The organism is Hungatella sp. SB206, from assembly GCF_051132295.1.
Taxonomy (GTDB): domain Bacteria; phylum Bacillota; class Clostridia; order Lachnospirales; family Lachnospiraceae; genus Hungatella; species Hungatella effluvii.
Genome location: NZ_CP096603.1, coordinates 6,853,394 through 6,870,520, shown reverse-complemented (window position 1 = coordinate 6,870,520; position 17,127 = coordinate 6,853,394). Strand labels below are relative to the sequence as shown.

18 protein-coding genes are annotated in these 17,127 nt (G+C 49.0%); 13 read left to right on the top strand and 5 right to left on the bottom strand.

The annotated features are described in order from the left end of the window. The first annotated feature begins 251 nt into the window (after positions 1–251). Positions 252–1,031, top strand: coding sequence for an inositol monophosphatase family protein (locus M1L66_RS30560; protein ID WP_187020504.1), 780 nt, complete (start codon positions 252–254; stop codon positions 1,029–1,031). Positions 1,032–1,180: 149 nt separating this feature from the next. Here M1L66_RS30560 and M1L66_RS30555 read toward each other — a convergent pair whose 3' ends face one another. Continuing rightward, positions 1,181–1,828, bottom strand: a complete 648-nt coding sequence (locus M1L66_RS30555) for a YczE/YyaS/YitT family protein (RefSeq protein WP_187020502.1) — start codon at positions 1,826–1,828, stop codon at positions 1,181–1,183. Continuing rightward, positions 1,825–2,250 (bottom strand): MarR family winged helix-turn-helix transcriptional regulator, encoded by a 426-nt coding sequence (locus M1L66_RS30550; RefSeq protein ID WP_187020501.1) that lies wholly within the window; start codon positions 2,248–2,250, stop codon positions 1,825–1,827. The genes M1L66_RS30555 and M1L66_RS30550 overlap by 4 nt, the downstream gene beginning before the upstream one ends. 356 nt (positions 2,251–2,606) lie before the next feature. Between M1L66_RS30550 and M1L66_RS30545 the strand changes: the two genes are divergently transcribed. Further along, on the top strand, positions 2,607–2,993 hold the full coding sequence (locus M1L66_RS30545) for a hypothetical protein (protein WP_434689399.1): 387 nt from the start codon (positions 2,607–2,609) through the stop codon (positions 2,991–2,993). 157 nt (positions 2,994–3,150) lie between these two features. Beyond that, complete coding sequence (locus M1L66_RS30540) at positions 3,151–3,372, top strand: hypothetical protein (protein WP_187020497.1); 222 nt, start codon at positions 3,151–3,153, stop codon at positions 3,370–3,372. 241 nt (positions 3,373–3,613) lie between these two features. On the opposite strand, the gene M1L66_RS30535 is transcribed toward M1L66_RS30540, so the two are convergent. From M1L66_RS30535 to M1L66_RS30525, 3 genes are all read right to left on the bottom strand, one after another. Then, positions 3,614–4,612 (bottom strand): choloylglycine hydrolase family protein, encoded by a 999-nt coding sequence (locus tag M1L66_RS30535; protein ID WP_187020496.1) that lies wholly within the window; start codon positions 4,610–4,612, stop codon positions 3,614–3,616. Between the two features lie 86 nt (positions 4,613–4,698). After that, positions 4,699–6,030, bottom strand: coding sequence for a sodium-dependent transporter (locus M1L66_RS30530; protein ID WP_434689397.1), 1,332 nt, complete (start codon positions 6,028–6,030; stop codon positions 4,699–4,701). A 124-nt stretch (positions 6,031–6,154) separates the two neighbouring features. Further along, positions 6,155–7,192, bottom strand: a complete 1,038-nt coding sequence (locus M1L66_RS30525; protein ID WP_117630534.1) for a LacI family DNA-binding transcriptional regulator — start codon at positions 7,190–7,192, stop codon at positions 6,155–6,157. Positions 7,193–7,543: 351 nt separating this feature from the next. Between M1L66_RS30525 and M1L66_RS30520 the strand changes: the two genes are divergently transcribed. From M1L66_RS30520 to M1L66_RS30475, 10 genes are all read left to right on the top strand, one after another. Further along, a complete protein-coding gene (locus M1L66_RS30520; protein WP_187020491.1) occupies positions 7,544–8,968 on the top strand; it encodes an extracellular solute-binding protein in 1,425 nt (474 codons plus the stop codon). 22 nt (positions 8,969–8,990) lie between these two features. Beyond that, entirely contained in the window at positions 8,991–9,872 is an 882-nt protein-coding gene (locus M1L66_RS30515) for a carbohydrate ABC transporter permease (RefSeq protein ID WP_187020489.1), read from the top strand. A 16-nt stretch (positions 9,873–9,888) separates the two neighbouring features. Beyond that, on the top strand, positions 9,889–10,716 hold the full coding sequence (locus M1L66_RS30510; protein WP_187020487.1) for a carbohydrate ABC transporter permease: 828 nt from the start codon (positions 9,889–9,891) through the stop codon (positions 10,714–10,716). Positions 10,717–10,728: 12 nt separating this feature from the next. Continuing rightward, positions 10,729–11,547: a transketolase gene (locus M1L66_RS30505; protein WP_434689394.1), complete on the top strand. Its 819-nt coding sequence runs from the start codon at positions 10,729–10,731 to the stop codon at positions 11,545–11,547. A 1-nt stretch (position 11,548) separates the two neighbouring features. Further along, positions 11,549–12,484 carry a transketolase family protein gene (locus M1L66_RS30500; protein WP_434689392.1) on the top strand — a complete coding sequence of 312 codons (936 nt, stop codon included), beginning with the start codon at positions 11,549–11,551 and terminating at the stop codon, positions 12,482–12,484. 20 nt (positions 12,485–12,504) lie between these two features. Beyond that, on the top strand, positions 12,505–13,560 hold the full coding sequence (locus M1L66_RS30495; protein WP_434689390.1) for a hypothetical protein: 1,056 nt from the start codon (positions 12,505–12,507) through the stop codon (positions 13,558–13,560). A 6-nt stretch (positions 13,561–13,566) separates the two neighbouring features. Next, positions 13,567–14,637 (top strand): L-ascorbate 6-phosphate lactonase, encoded by a 1,071-nt coding sequence (gene ulaG / locus M1L66_RS30490; protein WP_434689389.1) that lies wholly within the window; start codon positions 13,567–13,569, stop codon positions 14,635–14,637. Between the two features lie 12 nt (positions 14,638–14,649). Continuing rightward, positions 14,650–15,348 carry an L-ribulose-5-phosphate 4-epimerase AraD gene (araD, locus tag M1L66_RS30485; protein WP_434689388.1) on the top strand — a complete coding sequence of 233 codons (699 nt, stop codon included), beginning with the start codon at positions 14,650–14,652 and terminating at the stop codon, positions 15,346–15,348. Positions 15,349–15,358: 10 nt separating this feature from the next. Further along, positions 15,359–16,210: a TIM barrel protein gene (locus M1L66_RS30480; RefSeq protein WP_434689386.1), complete on the top strand. Its 852-nt coding sequence runs from the start codon at positions 15,359–15,361 to the stop codon at positions 16,208–16,210. A gap of 176 nt (positions 16,211–16,386) precedes the next feature. Next, positions 16,387–17,010, top strand: a complete 624-nt coding sequence (locus tag M1L66_RS30475; RefSeq protein ID WP_434689384.1) for a TetR/AcrR family transcriptional regulator — start codon at positions 16,387–16,389, stop codon at positions 17,008–17,010. Positions 17,011–17,127: the final 117 nt, after the last annotated feature.

Below are 17,127 nucleotides of genomic sequence, written 5' to 3'. Positions count from 1 at the left end.
AACCGGTCTGAAGATAATACCTCTTATAAAAACAGCAAATTAAGCGGCATAGGCTATATTGGCTATGCCGCTTTGTTTGCTGCGGTATATCGGACTTGAGATTTAAACCGTGATCTGATATAGTGTAACTATTTAGAAAAATGAATTTTAGAAAACTGTTATGAAACAAAAGATAAGCAGGATACCGCCTAAGCCGGATATGCAGGGCTCTTTCCGGCAGTTCTGTGGAAAAAAAGAAGGGGATAATGAAAATGGACGCTGTAAATATCAATATTGAGGAGCTGGAGCACTTTCTCCGGCAGGCAGGAAATCTGTTTCAGGATAGAACGGCCGCCGGACAGATTCAAACAAAGGGTATTGCGGATTACGTAACAGCAGTGGACTACGCGGTACAGCAGTATATTCAGGAGCATTTAGAGGCCTCTTATCCTTATATTCAGTTCTTGAGTGAGGAAAAGGCAAACCAGGAAATCGATCAATCTGGTCTCGTGTGGGTGCTCGATCCGGTGGATGGAACCACCAATCTGATTCACGATTACCATACCAGTTGTATTTCCCTGGCTCTGATGGGCGGGGGAGAGGTGGTGCTTGGTATGATCTACAATCCCTATAGTAAGGAACTATTTCAGGCGAAAAAGGGCTGCGGCAGCTATTTGAATGGGGAACGGATTAAGGTAAGCGGTGCCACGCAGATGGAGGAAAGTCTGATTGCCATAGGTACCTCGCCTTATCACAAAGAGAAGGCAGATGAAAACTTTGAGCTGTTTAAACGCCTGTTCCTGGACTGCCAGGATATCAGAAGGAGCGGTTCCGCAGCTCTCGATCTCGCGCATGTAGCCTGCGGAAGGCTGGAAGGCTATTTTGAGATCGGCCTGAAGATCTGGGATTTTGCGGCAGGTATGCTTTTGGTGCGGGAGGCTGGCGGAAGCGTCCTTGATTACAGCGGAGCCCAGGCAGATACCAGCATGGTTAATAACATTGTGGCGGGCAATTCTGAGGTATCCCGTCTCTTGGCGTCTAAATACCTATAAAATCGAAAGCGTACCGCAGATGTAACTATCGAAAATGAACGAAGCATTTGTAACAGTTCAGCTTTCGCCATAAAGGATATGCAGGAACGCTGTTAGCAGAGTGTGAAGACTGGTCGAAGTCAAAGGGAGGTAAAGAGAGACCGGTCGTGTTACCGAACCAGCAGGAGATTGACTCTGGGCCCGATGGTACAGTTTAGACGGCGAGCGATCATACCCACAAGGACAGCGGCCACAATGGTCCCTTCTCTCACTCCGGCCAGTTCCCTGTAAAGGACGATGCCAATGATGGCGGCGGCAGCGGTGACTGAGGTATCGAAAGCCACCTTGGTTCTGCCAAAATCGGTATGGAATGTCCTGGAAATGGCATTGACGAAGCATTCGCCAGGCAGCATCACCACGCCTGCGGCCATTTCCATAAAGACTCCGAACCCCAGAATGGCACAACCCAGCAGCAGGCATATGACCTTGGCCGGGTAAGCAGCAGGTGAAAGGAATCCCAACAGTTCCATGGTCATGTCAATGAACCAGGAAAACAGAAAGGAAACGGGAATCTGCAGCAGATACTGGCGGGGAAAATCTTTGCGCAGCAGAATCATCTGAATCAGGATCAGCACAATACTCATATACAGGGTAAACATACCCAGGGTAGGGGAAAAACCAAGACTTAACGTATAGGGGACACTGGATATTGGCGAAGTCCCTAAAGCGGCCTTGGTTATAAAACTGACGCCGAATGAGTTAATAAAAAGTCCGGCGAGAAAAAACAGATATCGTTTGCACCATTCTCTGCGGGTCATTGCAGTACCTCCAAATCAGTCATATTGCGGCATAGGGCCGTCAGTGTTTCTTTGAGCGTTTCCGTCTGTGGAACGCTTAGCCCGCCGCAGATTTCTTCTTCACATTTTTGAAAAACTTCCATTACCTCCCGCTGCTTTTTCCAGCCAAGCGGTGTTAAATAGACGTGAAAAGAACGGCGGTCACCGCCTTCGGTCCGGCGTTCAATCAGCTGCTTTTCCTCCATGCGGGTAAGAAGACCGGTCAGTGTGGCCGGATCGATCTGGCAGCCCTGAGCGATCCGGCGCTGCACACTTCCATCATGAAGCCCGAGATAGTCCAGAATCTTCGGCTGCCCGGGACCCAAATCGCTGAGCCCGCTGAATACCTTTTTTTGAAATAGTGAGTGGGTTGCCATCAGTAAATAGTGAAGACTTTTATCCATAAGACCTCCATATGATTTATTCAGATAAAATAGTTTGCATATGAAAAGTTTGTATACAAACTATTGGGAGCCAGATATTAGTCTACCACAAATATCGGAATTGTCAAGAAAGGCTTTTGAGGCGTTAATAGGGCACATGAAAAAGCGACCGGTTATACGGCCGTCTCAGACTGTAGACAAAGTTCATTTGATTGTATAGCAGTGTATTTTCAAAAATAAGTATGCGCCGCTGTATTTCTGGTCTGAACTATTGTATAATTAAGATAAATGGAAATTATCTGACGTCTCTATATATAGAATTAAAACCAATGCAGCTGGCCACATGGAACGTAGAGGCAGCTCAGAAGGGAGTTATAATGGAAATAAATAATAAGAAAAATCATTTGTTCCGTATTTTAATCTTTTTCATTATGATTTTTTTTGCTATGGGCTTAACTATGAATGTGCTCTTTTGTAGTAATTATAATCTTTATGAATTATTAGCTAAGCCAGCTGTAATTGAGTCGATGGCGATTTCTGAAGGTATCGTTACCAGTGAAGACGGTGATGATACTACCCATTTTAAAGCATCATTTTTGAACAAAAATAATTCTCATACGGAAATGATAACAGCAGCTGTTCCAAAAGGATTCGGCCCGCTTCTTTTTCTTATCATAGTTTTTCTGTTTTACTTTTCGGCCTTATTCATATTATTGCCTGATGAGTGGACATTAATTAATCAAAAGGTACGTCTGAACGATTGAATCAAATCTTTTTCCAAGCATTGCAAGTGTGCTGGTGGTTGTAAGCCATTTTTAAAATCAAACAATGGCTTTCTTTTTGTATGCAAACAGATAGTGAGTATAAGCCGCATACTTATTATGAGAGTAAAGAAAAGAAGAGATTTAATTGGAGGAAGGAATGAAAGAAAAGATATATAAATTATTTCTCATCTTAATGGTGAGTCTGTCCTTGGGTTCAGGTTCCCTGGCCCAAAATGAGATACGCAAGCTGCTTGAAGCTCTTTCGGGAACAGGTGATATACAGGTGGTTCAAGAACTCGATGAAGAAGAAAAACATAAAGAGTCCGAAGAAATAAGAAAAAAGAAGAACTTTCTAAATTATTTTCAAGATATTCTATGATAGATATTGTTTGATTCCAGTTTAATGAATAGTATAAAGGACACCAGATAGCTTGAATTATCTGGTGCCCTTTCGTTTTATACATTATAAATATTATACATTTATCAAAAAATTATAAAAACTGTGTTTGTCTGCAGTCTGCAGCGACCGATTATACGGCCCCCATGGATACCTCTGCCTCCGATACTCCCGCCTCCGATACCTCCCAGTTCGATATCTTCCAATCCGATACCTCTCTCCACTACACTTCCCGCCGGTCGAACACCGACGGTTTATTTATGCGTCCCAGAGACACAGCCCTCGAATCTCGGCCAGCGGCCGCAGGGAGCTTCGCGGCTGTAACCCGGCTGTTATCGTAAGTCCTAAAAAAGTATTCCTGCGTGGAAAGATTCATAAATGCAGTATACTGCGTATAATCAGGTGTACCGCGGGAGGTCATGACGGCGCCCTTCGGAATGGTAACGCTGTTCATGATATGAAAACAGGTATTGACGGCTTCCTGTTTGTTTTCCGGAATCGGAGTATGGCTCTTCATCCAGGCCGCCCTCACAAATCTCGAAGGAGGCGTGAAGTCACCCGGAAGTCCAAAGGTGCCGCCGCCCTGTCCGAACGGCGTAAGGCTGACAGAATTCCACTCTTTTTCAGGAGTCTGAACAGAAGTCACGTTCATAAAGTTGCGCAGATTCGTCAGGTGCCATGGGAGGCCGGGGCTGTTAGACAGTACCCCCATGGGATTATCCATTAAATGAAGGCCGGAGGCTGTCTTCTCCGCAACCATACATTTCCCGCTCTTATCCGTCAAAATCCAGTGGAGCGGGGCGATGGAATGCGTAATGGAGTCTTCTACCCCCACGATTCGGATGGTCCGGAGCAGGGAGGCGGCATGATCCACGGAAGCACACAGGCCCAGCAGAAATCCGACAAGCTCGATGGCGGCCACAGAGATTCCCTTCGAATCCGGGGCGGCGATGGGATCATACGCGGCATAATCCGGGAAATATAGAACTGCGGCCGCAAATCCCATTTCATTCACTCCGTCCGCAAAGAAGACCCTGGAAATATCCTGGCCAATCCCCATAAAACTATATTGGTTCCGGATTTTGTGCGTATTCAGAAGATTCTTCCACTCATATCCTTTCGGAATAAAATACAGTTCCGGATCCAGTGGATAAGAAAAATCCATGGTACGGCCAAAATAAACTTCTCTTTGCGGTGTCTGAACAGCGATTGCAGTGCACATATCTCTCCTCCATATTTTGTCCCAACAGATATGGTTAAATATATTCCTGCATCTCTGCAAATATTCAGTCAGCGGGGGAGTATGGATTATCTGCCCGTAACAGTATGGTAGATCGTGATAAATCCCGTGATAGTAACGATCGCCACCATCACCGGCGTAATAAACTTAATCAGGAAAATCCAGGCTTTAGCCAGCTTAAACCGCACTCCGCCGTGTTCGATTTCCTCGACCAGCTTTCCCGGATTCCATTTCCATGCGACGTAGTAGCACATGAAGATGCCGCCCAGAGGCAGGAAGATATTATCCGTCAGCATGCAGACGAAATCGAAAATGTTATAGTTCAGTATGGAGATATCCGCCAGCGGCCCAAAGGACAGGGAGCTGGGAATTCCAAGAAGGAAGATCGCCGTGGTTAAGAGAAGCACGGCTTTTTTTCTGCTCCAGTGCCAGGTTCCCATGACGAAGGAGGCGCATACCTCCAGGAGTGCGACAGCACTCGTCACGGCCGCAAAAAATACCAGCAGGAAGAAAAGGGTTGCGAAAACGGATCCGCCCTTCAGCGCATCAAATACTTTTGGAAGTGTGACAAAGATCAGGCTGGGACCGGAGGCCGGCTCCAATCCGCTGGCAAATACAGCAGGAAAAATGGCGATTCCCGCGAGAACCGCGATTACGGTATCCAGGGCCGCGATGTTGATGCAGCTTTTAGGGATGCTGATATCTCTGTCCAGATAGCTTCCGTAGGTGATGGTGATTCCCATACAGAGGCTTAATGAGTAGAAAACCTGTCCCAGCGCCGCGCTGACGGACGTAATGTTAAATGCATCGAAACGCGGAGAGAAGATAAACGCAAGCCCTTCCCCGGCTCCTGGCAGAGTAACGCCGCGGACAATAATAATTATCAGGATGATAAACAGCGCAGGCATCATGAATTTACTGGCCTTTTCGATTCCACTGACACCGAAATAACAGATCAGGCCGGTAATCAGCATGAATAAGAAAAACCAGACCAGCGGTTCCACAGGCTTCGCCGTAAACGCACCAAAATCGGCCGGCGGCTGAAAGGTGGTGGCATAGCTGGCAAAGTATTTGATGATCCAGCCGCCGATAATGGCGTAATAGGATAAGATGACGAAGGCGGCAAGCACGCCGAAGCAGCCGACGATCCGGGCATGCGGCTGAATCGTATCATACGCGAGAACGGGATTCTTCCCGGTCTTTCTTCCCAGGGACATCTCCGTAATCATAACGGGAACACCCAGGATGCAGATAAAAAACAGATAAGCGATCAGGAACGGAAATCCGCCGTTGCGCCCCATTAGATACGGAAATTTCCAGAGATTCCCAAGGCCGATGGCCGCGCCGGCGGTAGCCAGGATAAAGCCCATCTTGCTGGCCCATTTGTTGTTTGTTTTCATAAGTAGATCTCCCCCAATAATATGTTCTTTTCTCGTGTGTACACGCCGAAGGCCGGAGCCTGGAAAAGGGCGTACGGATACACAGCTTTTCTATTATACTGAATATTGGGGGAAATATCAATTCTTAAGACCTTTTTTTCACTGGAGGCCGGTCGCAGCTTTCCCTGACAGCCAGGTAGAATGGCAAGTAGAGCTTCAAGGGAATGGTGTGCTCTCCCTCAATCCTGTCGATCAGGATTTTTGCGACCATCTGCCCCATCTCATCCACAGGCACATGGACGGTTGTGAGCATCGGCGATAAATACTGTACGGTCTCAATATCATCGATGCTGATCAGGGACAGATCATCGGGAATCCGGATCTTCGCTTCCTTTGCTGCCTTCATGGCGCCGATAGCTGTGATGTCATTTCCGCAGAAGAGCGCTGTCATATTGGGATTCTTTTCGAAGAGAGACTGGGCGCCTAAGTACCCGCTCTCTCCGGAGAGATGCCTGACTGTGTTTACAAGCTTCTTTGATATCAGCAGATGGTGTTTGGTCAGACTGTCCTCATACGCACGGTATAAATTTTCATTTTCCCGGTCTCCGATATAGCCAATGCTGGTGTGCCCCAGAGACAGCAGATGTTCCATGGCACAGCAGCCCGCGCCGTAGGCGTCACAGATAATCTGGTCATAGTTGGCATCTACCGGATTCAGCCCGGTATAGGCTACACAGCGAAAATGTTTCTTTAAAAATTGAAAGAGTTTCTTATCGCCGCGCCCGAGCACTACCACTCCGTCGACCTGATTATCCTCGATCATACTCAGCGTACTGGTGTTGTCGATGTCAAAGGCGCTGAAAGAGTATTTTATGATGTATCCCCGTTTAAATACCTCCTGCTCAATGCTGCGGGCCAGTGACGAAAAAAATATATCGGTAAAGGCGCTTGTACGCGCAAACAGACAGGCGATGTTCCCATTTTTCTTAAGAGGGGCGTCGTCCTGATTTTTTTTGCGCAGATTTCTTGCTGAATCGTTAGGGACATATCCGTATTTTCTGACGACCGTCCAGATTCGTTCCTGGACCTCCTTGCTGGCGGCATTGGTGTGCTTGTCATTGAGAACACGCGATACCGTAGATATGGATACTCCGGCCTCCTGAGCAATGTCTTTCAGTTTCATATTTCCTCACACTCCATTCTTCCGCCCTGCAGCGGTATCTTTCATACTATCTTATTTTAGTATAACAAATGTCTGGAAAAACGCAATATGATTGAGAAAATTAACGAAAAAATGTAAAGAAAATAAAACGAAAACAAAAATAAAATACAAAAACGTTTGCGTAATTCGCTAATGACTTGTGCAAAAATATGTGTTATCATAAAAAATATAAAGAGAGATAATTTTAATATTTTAACGAGTTTTTAACGAAAATTATGCTGGTATAAAATGGAAAATCTTGAAACTAAGGGAAAATATTGCTTAAACGCAAAAGAAGTACCTATTTATTAAAATAAAAAAGGAGGAAGCAACATGAGAAAAATGCATCAACGCAATCTTGCAATGGGTCTTTGTGCAATGCTGCTGTTAGGCAGCACCGGATGCAGCAATCAGGGGGGGAATACGGAGACTAAGCAGGTACCCCAGACGGAAAAGGAGCAGGCGGCAGAAAACACCGTCGCCGGAGAGGAGAGCCGCTTTGACTGGAAACAGTTTGACGGTACCACCATAGTTGCCAGTGTCCCCAACAACGTGCACTGGAATTCCGTCAAGGAGTACATACCGGAATTTACGGAATTGACGGGAATAAATGTAGAGCTGGATGTGCTGGCTAATAACAATCTGCATGATAAACAGCTTCTCGAATTCAGCAAACCGGAGTCCGATTTTGACATAGTGGCTTATATTGTTTCCTGGAAGTCGGAATACAACCGTGCCGGTGGACTGGAAGTACTCGATCCCTATTTTGAAGATCCCTCTATTACATATCCTGAATACGATATTGAGGATTTCGCTCCTGCCTTTTTTGAACTGGCCGGAAAAGTGGACGGTGTTAAGGACTATTTAGATGGTCCGGATGCAAAACTGGTAGGACTTCCGTTTGGAACGGAGACATCAATTATGGCATATCGAAAGGATCTGTTCGAAAAATATGACATAAAGGTCCCGGAGACTTATGGGGAAGTGATGGAAGCGGCTCGTATCATTCATGAGAAGGAACCAAATATGTATGGGCTGTCCATGCGTACCTCCAGCGGTGCGGATTCCTGCCACAGTTGGTTTACACTGGGGAAATCGCTGGGAGCAGAGATGTTTGATGATAACTGGGAACCGGCTTTTGATAATGAAGGTTCTCTGGCGACTCTGGATTTCATGAAAGAAATGCTGGTCTACTCGCCGCCAGGAGCTGAGAGCTTTGACCTGGGAGCCTCTGACAATGCATTCCTTCAGGGGCTGACCTCCATGATTATTGACCGGGACAAGCTTATAGGAATGTGTCAGGACCCGGAGAAGTCGAAGGTGGCCGATACGGTTGGATTTGCGCTCCAGCCAAAGGCGGATGATGGCTATCTTGAGACTGAGGCTGGTGGATTTGCCGTGGGAATTCCGGCTAATTCCCAGAATAAGAAGGCAGCTTTCCTCTTCCTTCAGTGGCTGACAAGCAAGGATACAGACAAAAAACTGGCGCTTAAGGCGGTGACGCCTTCCAGACTCTCCACCTTCAGTGATCCGGACGTATTAGAAGCGCAGCCTGCGTTTGTAGTGGTAAAAGAAGCGGTCAGCCATGCGAATCCGGACTGGCGTCCGGGTATTCCGGAAATCACAAGGATTCAGTCACAGCTTCTCGGTGTTGCGATCAATCAGGTGATGACAGGCGCAAAGGACGCGAAAGCGGCTATGGAAGAGATCAAAGAGCCAGTGAGAAAGATTATGGTTGAAGGCGGATATATAAAATAGGCTAAATGGAGGAGGATACTCAATGAAAAAAGGCATATCGAAAAGACTTGCTCCATACATTTTTTCGGCGCCTACTGTGATTGTAATGACCATTTTTATGGGATTTCCCATCCTGTACGGGTTAATTCTCGGATTTTTCCAGTGGTCTCTGGTTGATTTAAAAAATGCCCCTGCCTTTGTAGGGCTGCATAATTTCAAAACACTCTTTCAAAATCCGCAGTTCTGGTCAAGTATGAAGACTACGCTGATCTTCGTGGTATCTGTTATCTTTGTGCAGCTCCTTCTGGGAATGGTCATAGCGCTTCTTCTGGAGAAGAACCTGCCGGGCATCCGCTTCTTCCGCAGTATTTTCATGCTTCCAGTCATGATCTCCCCTGTGGTGGTAGGCGTTATCTGGAAGTATATCTACGATGCTAACTTCGGGATGCTGAACTATCTGCTTGGCCTTATTGGCGTGCCGGCGGGAACGTGGCTGTCCAGTGAGGGAACGGCTTTGCTGTCTGTAATCATCACGGAGATTTGGCAGTGGACCCCTTTTGTATTTTTAATTCTTCTATCGGGCCTGCAGAGCGTTCCCAGTGATTTGATGGAGGCGGCAGTAGTTGACGGGGCTTCTTATTTCCAGACGCTTGTCCATGTAAAACTTCCATGTATGAAGAATATCATACGCCTGGTACTGACTCTTCGTATGATTGAATCCATGAGAAGCATGGTGGTCATATTTATCATGACGGGCGGTGGACCCGGGATATCGACGATGACGCTTCCGATGTCTATTTACAAGGACGCATTTGTAAATCAGGACCTTGGGTCTGCGTCTGCAACTGCAATTATTCTGATGATTATGCTGATTATGCTGACGGTGTTCGTAAAGGGCGGCAAAGAAGCAGATGACAAGCATTAACGGGAGGAGAGCGATAATGAAGACACGTTCCGCATTATGGACTATGCTGCGTCTGCTGGTAGTTCTTCTGATTGCCATAGTGGTTCTGTTTCCTGTCTATATTATGGTAATCACATCTTTTAAGACCAGCAGCCAGGCATTTGATATGCCGCCGGAATTCCTGCCGGCCCCCGCGCTTTTTAACTATCACGCGGTGCTGACAGAACTGAATTTTACGCGGTACCTTTATAACAGCCTCGTCATCTCCCTTGTCACCACGGCAGTCAGTATTCTGGTGTGCATCATGTCGGGGTATGCGCTGGCCAGATTTAACTTCCGGGGGGTCGGCCTCCTCTCCATGGGTACGGTGCTGATTCGTATGGTGCCGCCGGTAGTGGTCGCGGTGCCGATGTATGTACTGTGGACTAAATTCGGACTGACCGGAGGCCTTAGTGGACTGGTCCTGGCATATTTGGGGCTGACGATCCCGTTAAATGTCTGGATGCTTTCTATATTTATTAAAGAGATACCCTTTGAACTGGAGGAAGCAGCCGCGATTGACGGATGCAGCTATATGAGAATTCTTTGGGGAATTGTGGTTCCGCTTATTAAGCCGGGAATCTCCGTGACCAGCGTCTTTACGTTCCGGACGGCGTGGAATGAATTCCTTCTGGCAATTATTTTGAGCAACCGCAGCACGAGGACACTTCCGGCCGCAGTATCACTGATGATCAGTGACCTTGGAATCAATTGGGGGCAGATTATGGCGATGGCGACCATTATAGCAATACCGGCATTTATCGTGACCTTTGCGTGTTCGAAGAATCTAATAACCGGTATGACGGCAGGAGCAGTAAAAGGATAGAGGGGGATGAGTATGAGCGATATCAGACTGCTTGAGGAGAAGGCAGGAGAGATCAGAAAACTGGTTATTACATCGGTCAGCAGGGCGGGAAGCGGCCATCCGGGTGGCGCGTTATCCTGCGCGGACTTATTGGCGGCTCTGTATTTTGAAGTGATGAACATCAGGCCGGAGGAGCCTCTGTGGGAGGAGCGGGACAGATTCGTCCTGTCCAAGGGACACTCCTGTCCGGCACTGTACGCGGCATTGGCGCTGCGCGGGTATTTCCCTGTAAAGGAAATGGACACGCTCCGTTCACTTGGTTCCATACTTCAGGGACATCCCTGTGCGGAGAAGACACCGGGTGTCGATGTGTCCACCGGATCGCTGGGACAGGGACTTTCCATTGCAAATGGAATCGCCCTGGGGGCAAGACTGGATAAAAAAGAGTTCTACACCTACTGTCTCATGGGAGATGGGGAGACGGAGGAAGGGCAGGTATGGGAGGCGGCCATGACTGCATCCCATTATAGACTGGACCATGTCATCGCATTTGTAGACTACAATCATCTGCAGATAGACGGCTCCATAGAGGAAGTCATCGGAAACCGGAATTTGGCGGCAAAATTCCAGGCGTTTGGCTGGAGGACGATCACGGTGGATGGGCACAGCATGGAGGCGGTTCTCGGTGGAATTCAGGAGGCGAAACGCAGCAGGGGAACTCCGGTCTGCATAATCTTAAATACCATTAAAGGAAAGGGCGTCTCCTTTATGGAGAATCAGGCCGCCTGGCATGGAGGTGCGCCGACGCCGGAACAGGCCGCACGCGCACTCTCAGAACTGGAGGGAAATTAATATGGGGGAAATGATTGCGACGAGGGAAGCCTTTGGCAGAGCATTGGCGGCGTGCGGAGCAGAAAATCGTGACATTGTTGTTCTGGATGCGGATTTATCAAAGGCTACCATGAGCTCTGTATTCCAGAAAGCCTTTCCAGAACGTTTTTTCAATGTGGGCATCGCGGAAGGAGACTTGATCGACACGGCCGCGGGGCTGGCGGCTGCGGGGAAAATACCATTTGCGTGTACCTTTGCGGTATTTGCCGCGGGCAGGGCCTTTGAACAGATACGCAATTCGGTGGCGTATCCCAAACTGAATGTGAAAATCTGCGGCAGCCACGGAGGCATTGCAGTGGGCTGGGATGGGGCTACCCATCAGGCGGTGGAGGATCTGGCCATCATGGCGGCAATTCCCAATATGGTGGTGCTGTATCCGGGCGATGCGGTTGAGATGGAGGCGGCGGTAAAGGCGATGGCATTCTATGACGGACCTGTCTATATCCGGTTTGGAAGGCAGCCGCAGCCGGTTTTATTTGACAGATCGTCCTATGAATTCAGGATTGGTAAAGGCATTGTCATGAGAAACGGGCGTGATGTGACTCTGGTGGTGACTGGTTCCTTACTTGCAGCAGCCATGCAGGCAGCCGACGATTTGGCAGCCGGGGGAATTGAGGCGGAAGTGCTGCACTTGCCGACGGTAAAACCGCTTGATGAAGCACTGCTTGTGGAATCGGCATCCAGAACCGGCAGGGCGGTGGTCATTGAGGAGGGCGTAATACGCGGCGGACTGGGGTCCGCAGTCGCAGTGACGCTTGCACAGCATTGCCCGGTGCCAATGGGATTCATTGGAATGGAAGATACCTTCGGCCAGTCGGGATCACCGGAGGAACTGCTGGAGTATTACCATTTGACCCCGGCGGCTGTTGTGGAGCGGGTAAAGGGATTGATGAAATAAAAGAACAGGGAGGAAGTCGTATGTTTTCTGTGACAAAAAGGGTTTTGGCTGAATTTGACAAACTCTATGCAATCGCCGGAGTGGTGGATCAGGGCCATTTTAAGACGTGTTATGCGGCTTCGGAGGGCCGGGAGGGCCGATGTGTCCAAATCGATCTGGAGGACGGCAGAGTAAGCGAACGATGGAGTTCCCCGGGAGGTACGATGACACTGTGTCCCACCGGGAAGGAAGGGGAGTTTCTGGCGACACAGGGCTTCTGGCCGGTGTTTGACGCGGCGGAATCGGTAATTGTAAGATCTTATAGGGAAGGAAATGGATATGTGACAGAACCAGTGCAGAAGATTCCCTATCTCCACCGGTTTGAGCTTCTGAATCTTTCGTGGGGAAGGGTCCTGCTGGCGGCTACTTTATGCGGCGGGAAAGAGAATAAAGATGACTGGAGTAAACCGGGGGCAGTCTATGCAGGAGCCTATGCGGAGACAGCAGGGATTCACAGGGCAGAGCCGGTGTCTCTGGAGCCTGTTCTGACGGGGCTGACAAAGAATCACGGATTCTGCCAGACCTCATTTCGTGGGAGAGAGGCAGTACTGATCGCGGCTTCGGAGGGTGTATCTGCATTATATCCGCCGGCGGGAAAAGAGGATAAATGGGAAACCGAGAAGCTCTTAAGCAGGGAGTCCAGCGATGTGGTGTGCTGCGACCTGGATGGTGATGGTCAGGATGAGCTTGTGATTATAGAAGGATTTCATGGAAATCTGGTTACTGTAAATAAATGGACAGACGGCGGCTTTCAGACCGTATGGAGTACGCCTGTCACATTCGGACATGCGCTCTGGTGCGGAGAGATCGCGGGAAGGAGATGTCTGATCACCGGCCACAGAAGAGAGGGGATGGAGCTTACTCTGTTTGACTTCACAGAAGACAGCAGAAATCCTGCCAGGCTTACGATCGGAAACGGCGGACCGAGCCAGATCTGTGTCTGCCCCAATGAGAATGGGGCGGAAATTTTAAGCGCAGACCGGGAGAGAGGACAGGCCGTATTATACACAGTAACAGCAGAAAATAAAGGAGGTTGACATAATATGCCGGATATTAAAGATATAACATGGGAGACGTGGGCAAAAGACGTTTTCCCGGAATGGGGAACCTGGTTAAATGAAGAGATTGAACAGACCGTTGTGCCGGACAATCATTTTTGTATGTGGTGGCTGGGCTGCACCGGACTGTGGGTAAAGACGCCGGGAGGTGCCAATATCTGTATTGATTTGTGGCTGAATACAGGGAAAAAGACCAGGAACTGGCCTTATCCGTACGGACAGGGAAGGGATTTCCAGATGACGCGGATTACCGGAAGCCGTGAGATACAGCCCAATACCAGAGTAGTGCCGATGGTTATGAATCCTTTTGAGATTCACGAGATTGACGCGGTACTCTCCACACATTTTCACAGAGACCATATTGATCAGTATGTAGCCGCGGCCGTATGCAGGAATACAAAGGATGTGCCCTTCATCGGACCGGAATACAGCGCGAATATCTGGCGGAGCTGGGGTGTGCCGGAGGAGCGGATCCGTGTAGTGAAGCCGGGGGACACCATAAAGATAAAGGACCTGGAAATCACCGCTGTGGACTCCTTTGACCGGACAGCCTTGATTACAGACCCGCCGCTGGGCGATATCAGAGGCAGAATGCCTGATGACATGGATGTCAGAGCCGTAAACTACGTGATCAAAACGCCGGGAGGAACGATTTACCACAGCGGAGATTCTCATTTCTCCAATTATTACCGGAAGCACGGAAATGATTATGATATCGATGTGGCGCTGGCAAGCTTTGGTGAGAATCCGCCGGGCTGTACGGATAAGATGACTTCTGCCGACTGCCTGAGAATGGCTGAGAACTTACGGGCAAAGGTTCTGATTCCGTTCCACTACGATATCTGGTGTAATATGCTGGCCGATCCGGCTGAAATCGAGCTGTTGTACAACTTTAAAAAGGAACGTCTCGGGTATGTGTTCCATCCCTACATATGGCAGGTGGGTGGAAAGTACACGTATCCCCAGGACAGGGACCATACCCGCTATATGTATCCGCGGGGATTCGGCGATGCCATGGCTGATGAACCGAATATCCCGTTTAAATCATTTTTATAGTGTGAGGTGAGTATGAACTTAGCTGAACTGAAAAAACAGGTGTATGACTGTAATCTGGAACTGGTACGGAGAGGGCTCGTGATCTATACGTGGGGAAATGTCAGTGCGATTGACCGCGGGAACGGACTGGTGGTTATCAAGCCGAAGGGAATTGAGTATAACCTTCTGACGGCAGACGATATGGCGGTGACGGATCTGGACGGAAATCTGGTGGAAGGAAGCCTGCTTCCTTCCGTGGATTTAGATATCCATCTGGAACTATATAAAAAGTTCCCGAATGCGGGCGGGATCGCCCATACCCACTCCACGTGGGCCACGGCCTGGGCCCAGGCCGGCGTGGATATCCCCGTGATGGGAACGACTCATGCAGACCATTTTTACGGGCCGATTCCGTGTGTCCGGCAGCTGTCCAGGGAAGAAGTGGAGCATGACTATGAGCGGAATTTGGGCCGTGTGATCGTGGAACGGTTTGAGGCCATTGATCCGGTTTCTATGTGCGCGGTGCTGGCTCCGGGACACGGTCCGTTTACCTGGGGAAGTAGCCCTGAGGAGGCGGTGGAACACAGCGTAATTCTGGAGGAACTGGCCAGAATGGCGAAGCTGTCTGCAGATATCAATGGCGGAAAGGCTCCGATTCTTCCGGAATATATGGCGGAAAAACACTATATGAGAAAATTCGGACCGGAAGCTTATTTTTATCAGAAACGGTGAGGAGGAGCTTATGAAAAAATCGGCAGCACTCTCTCTGTTTGCAGGCTGGAAGGGAATGCCTGCACTCTACTATGGAACTGATGAAAAAACGCTGGCGGAGATAAGCGGATTTGGCTATACCGGCGTGGATTTATTTGTAGACGATCCGTTTCTCCCGGAAAACCGGGCGGCACTGGGGAAGTTAAGGAGGCACGGTCTTGGGGTTGGAGCGGTCATGCCGGCGCTGCTGGCCAAACAGGGGTTATCTCTGGGGGACAAAGATCCTGAGATGCGTAAGTATGCGGTGGAACGGATCGGTGATATGATCCGTTTTGCCTCGGAAGCCTCCGGCATGGTCTCCCTTGGACTGGTGCGCGGCAGAGCCGGAGCGGGTGCTGGCCGGGAGGAGTTTTTTAAACGTCTGGCCGGAAGCTTTGAGGAACTGCTTAAGACCTCTTTGCCGCTGGAGGTTCCGCTGATACTGGAGCCGATCAACCGTTATGAATCGGATCATTTAAATTCCAGTATGGAAGCCCTTGATTTTATTGAAAAGAGCGGGCTTCCGCTCTATTTGATGCTGGATACATTTCATATGAACATTGAGGACGTGGATCTGGCGGAATGCTTCCGGCGGTGTGCTCCCTATACAAAACATGTCCATTTTGTGGATTCCAACCGGCTGGCTCCGGGAATGGGGCATTTGAATATGGCAGAGCTGTATCGAACGCTGGAAAAGCTGGATTACAGCGGATACCTCTGTCTGGAGGCTCTGCCCCTGCCTTCCGGAAGCGAGTGCGCCCGGATGGGGGCGAAGTTTTTTGGTTCCCAGGAAAGCTCGTCCTGTAAAACAAATAAACTCGTCGTTCCTTATGGCAGCGTCTGAAAGCCGGAGAATGGCTGCCCGGCGAACATTTATATATAAAAATTGTCTGTTATTGAGAAAATGAGAAAAAGGGATCAGTAAGCTGTATTGACTGGTTCCTTTTTTTGTCGTATCATAACGGTGTTATATAACACTGTTATAAAAGTGCTCGAACCAGAGCAGAATTGAGGTAATAAATGGGTACCCAAAACAGAGATACGGCTGCGGCGATTCTGGAGGCCAGCAGGAAAGAATTTATGGAATACGGATACGAGAAGGCATCGTTAAGGCGGATTGCAAAAGAAGCCTCGGTTACCACCGGCGCAATCTATGGCTATTTTGCAGGAAAGGATGCGCTGTTTGCGGCGCTGACGGAAGATGCGGCGGAGGAACTGGTGGAACTGTATACAAAGGTGCACAGCGATTTCGCGTCGCTTCCGCCCGAGGAGCAGCCGGATATGTTGAATGTTGTGACGGAGGAGTGTGTCCCGTGGCTTGTGAATTACGTCTATGACCACTTCGAGGCGTTTAAGCTGCTTCTGTGCTGCGGCGCTCCCGGCTGTGGAGAACGCTTCTTTGACCGGCTGGCCGAGGTGGAAGAGCAGTCATGCCATGATTTTGTGGCGGCGGTAGAGCAGATGGGTTATCCAGTCCCCAAACTGGGAGATGCGTTGATCCATATCGTGTGCAGCACCTTCTTCCGGCAGATTCAGGAGTTTGTAGACCACGATATCCCGCGGGAAGAGGCGATGTCCTGCTCCCTCATCTTAAGCCGTTTCCAGCATGCGGGGTGGAAAAGGATTTTGAATCTCCCTTCATAGTCAGGAATGGCGGACAGATAGGTCAGATGCAATAGTACCTGTAAATGGGAGCGTATTGCGCTATTGGGTTAGTTGAAACTAACTGAACCGCGGGGTACAATGCGAGTTACGATGCGA

Bases quoted from the DNA above. Each gene is read 5' to 3' on its own strand.
- M1L66_RS30560 (WP_187020504.1), top strand. From the start codon at position 252: ATGGACGCTGTAAATATCAATATTGAGGAGCTGGAGCACTTTCTCCGG.
- M1L66_RS30555 (WP_187020502.1), bottom strand. From the start codon at position 1,828: ATGACCCGCAGAGAATGGTGCAAACGATATCTGTTTTTTCTCGCCGGA.
- M1L66_RS30550 (WP_187020501.1), bottom strand. From the start codon at position 2,250: ATGGATAAAAGTCTTCACTATTTACTGATGGCAACCCACTCACTATTT.
- M1L66_RS30545 (WP_434689399.1), top strand. From the start codon at position 2,607: ATGGAAATAAATAATAAGAAAAATCATTTGTTCCGTATTTTAATCTTT.
- M1L66_RS30540 (WP_187020497.1), top strand. From the start codon at position 3,151: ATGAAAGAAAAGATATATAAATTATTTCTCATCTTAATGGTGAGTCTG.
- M1L66_RS30535 (WP_187020496.1), bottom strand. From the start codon at position 4,612: ATGTGCACTGCAATCGCTGTTCAGACACCGCAAAGAGAAGTTTATTTT.
- M1L66_RS30530 (WP_434689397.1), bottom strand. From the start codon at position 6,030: ATGAAAACAAACAACAAATGGGCCAGCAAGATGGGCTTTATCCTGGCT.
- M1L66_RS30525 (WP_117630534.1), bottom strand. From the start codon at position 7,192: ATGAAACTGAAAGACATTGCTCAGGAGGCCGGAGTATCCATATCTACG.
- M1L66_RS30520 (WP_187020491.1), top strand. From the start codon at position 7,544: ATGAGAAAAATGCATCAACGCAATCTTGCAATGGGTCTTTGTGCAATG.
- M1L66_RS30515 (WP_187020489.1), top strand. From the start codon at position 8,991: ATGAAAAAAGGCATATCGAAAAGACTTGCTCCATACATTTTTTCGGCG.
- M1L66_RS30510 (WP_187020487.1), top strand. From the start codon at position 9,889: ATGAAGACACGTTCCGCATTATGGACTATGCTGCGTCTGCTGGTAGTT.
- M1L66_RS30505 (WP_434689394.1), top strand. From the start codon at position 10,729: ATGAGCGATATCAGACTGCTTGAGGAGAAGGCAGGAGAGATCAGAAAA.
- M1L66_RS30500 (WP_434689392.1), top strand. From the start codon at position 11,549: ATGGGGGAAATGATTGCGACGAGGGAAGCCTTTGGCAGAGCATTGGCG.
- M1L66_RS30495 (WP_434689390.1), top strand. From the start codon at position 12,505: ATGTTTTCTGTGACAAAAAGGGTTTTGGCTGAATTTGACAAACTCTAT.
- ulaG (WP_434689389.1), top strand. From the start codon at position 13,567: ATGCCGGATATTAAAGATATAACATGGGAGACGTGGGCAAAAGACGTT.
- araD (WP_434689388.1), top strand. From the start codon at position 14,650: ATGAACTTAGCTGAACTGAAAAAACAGGTGTATGACTGTAATCTGGAA.
- M1L66_RS30480 (WP_434689386.1), top strand. From the start codon at position 15,359: ATGAAAAAATCGGCAGCACTCTCTCTGTTTGCAGGCTGGAAGGGAATG.
- M1L66_RS30475 (WP_434689384.1), top strand. From the start codon at position 16,387: ATGGGTACCCAAAACAGAGATACGGCTGCGGCGATTCTGGAGGCCAGC.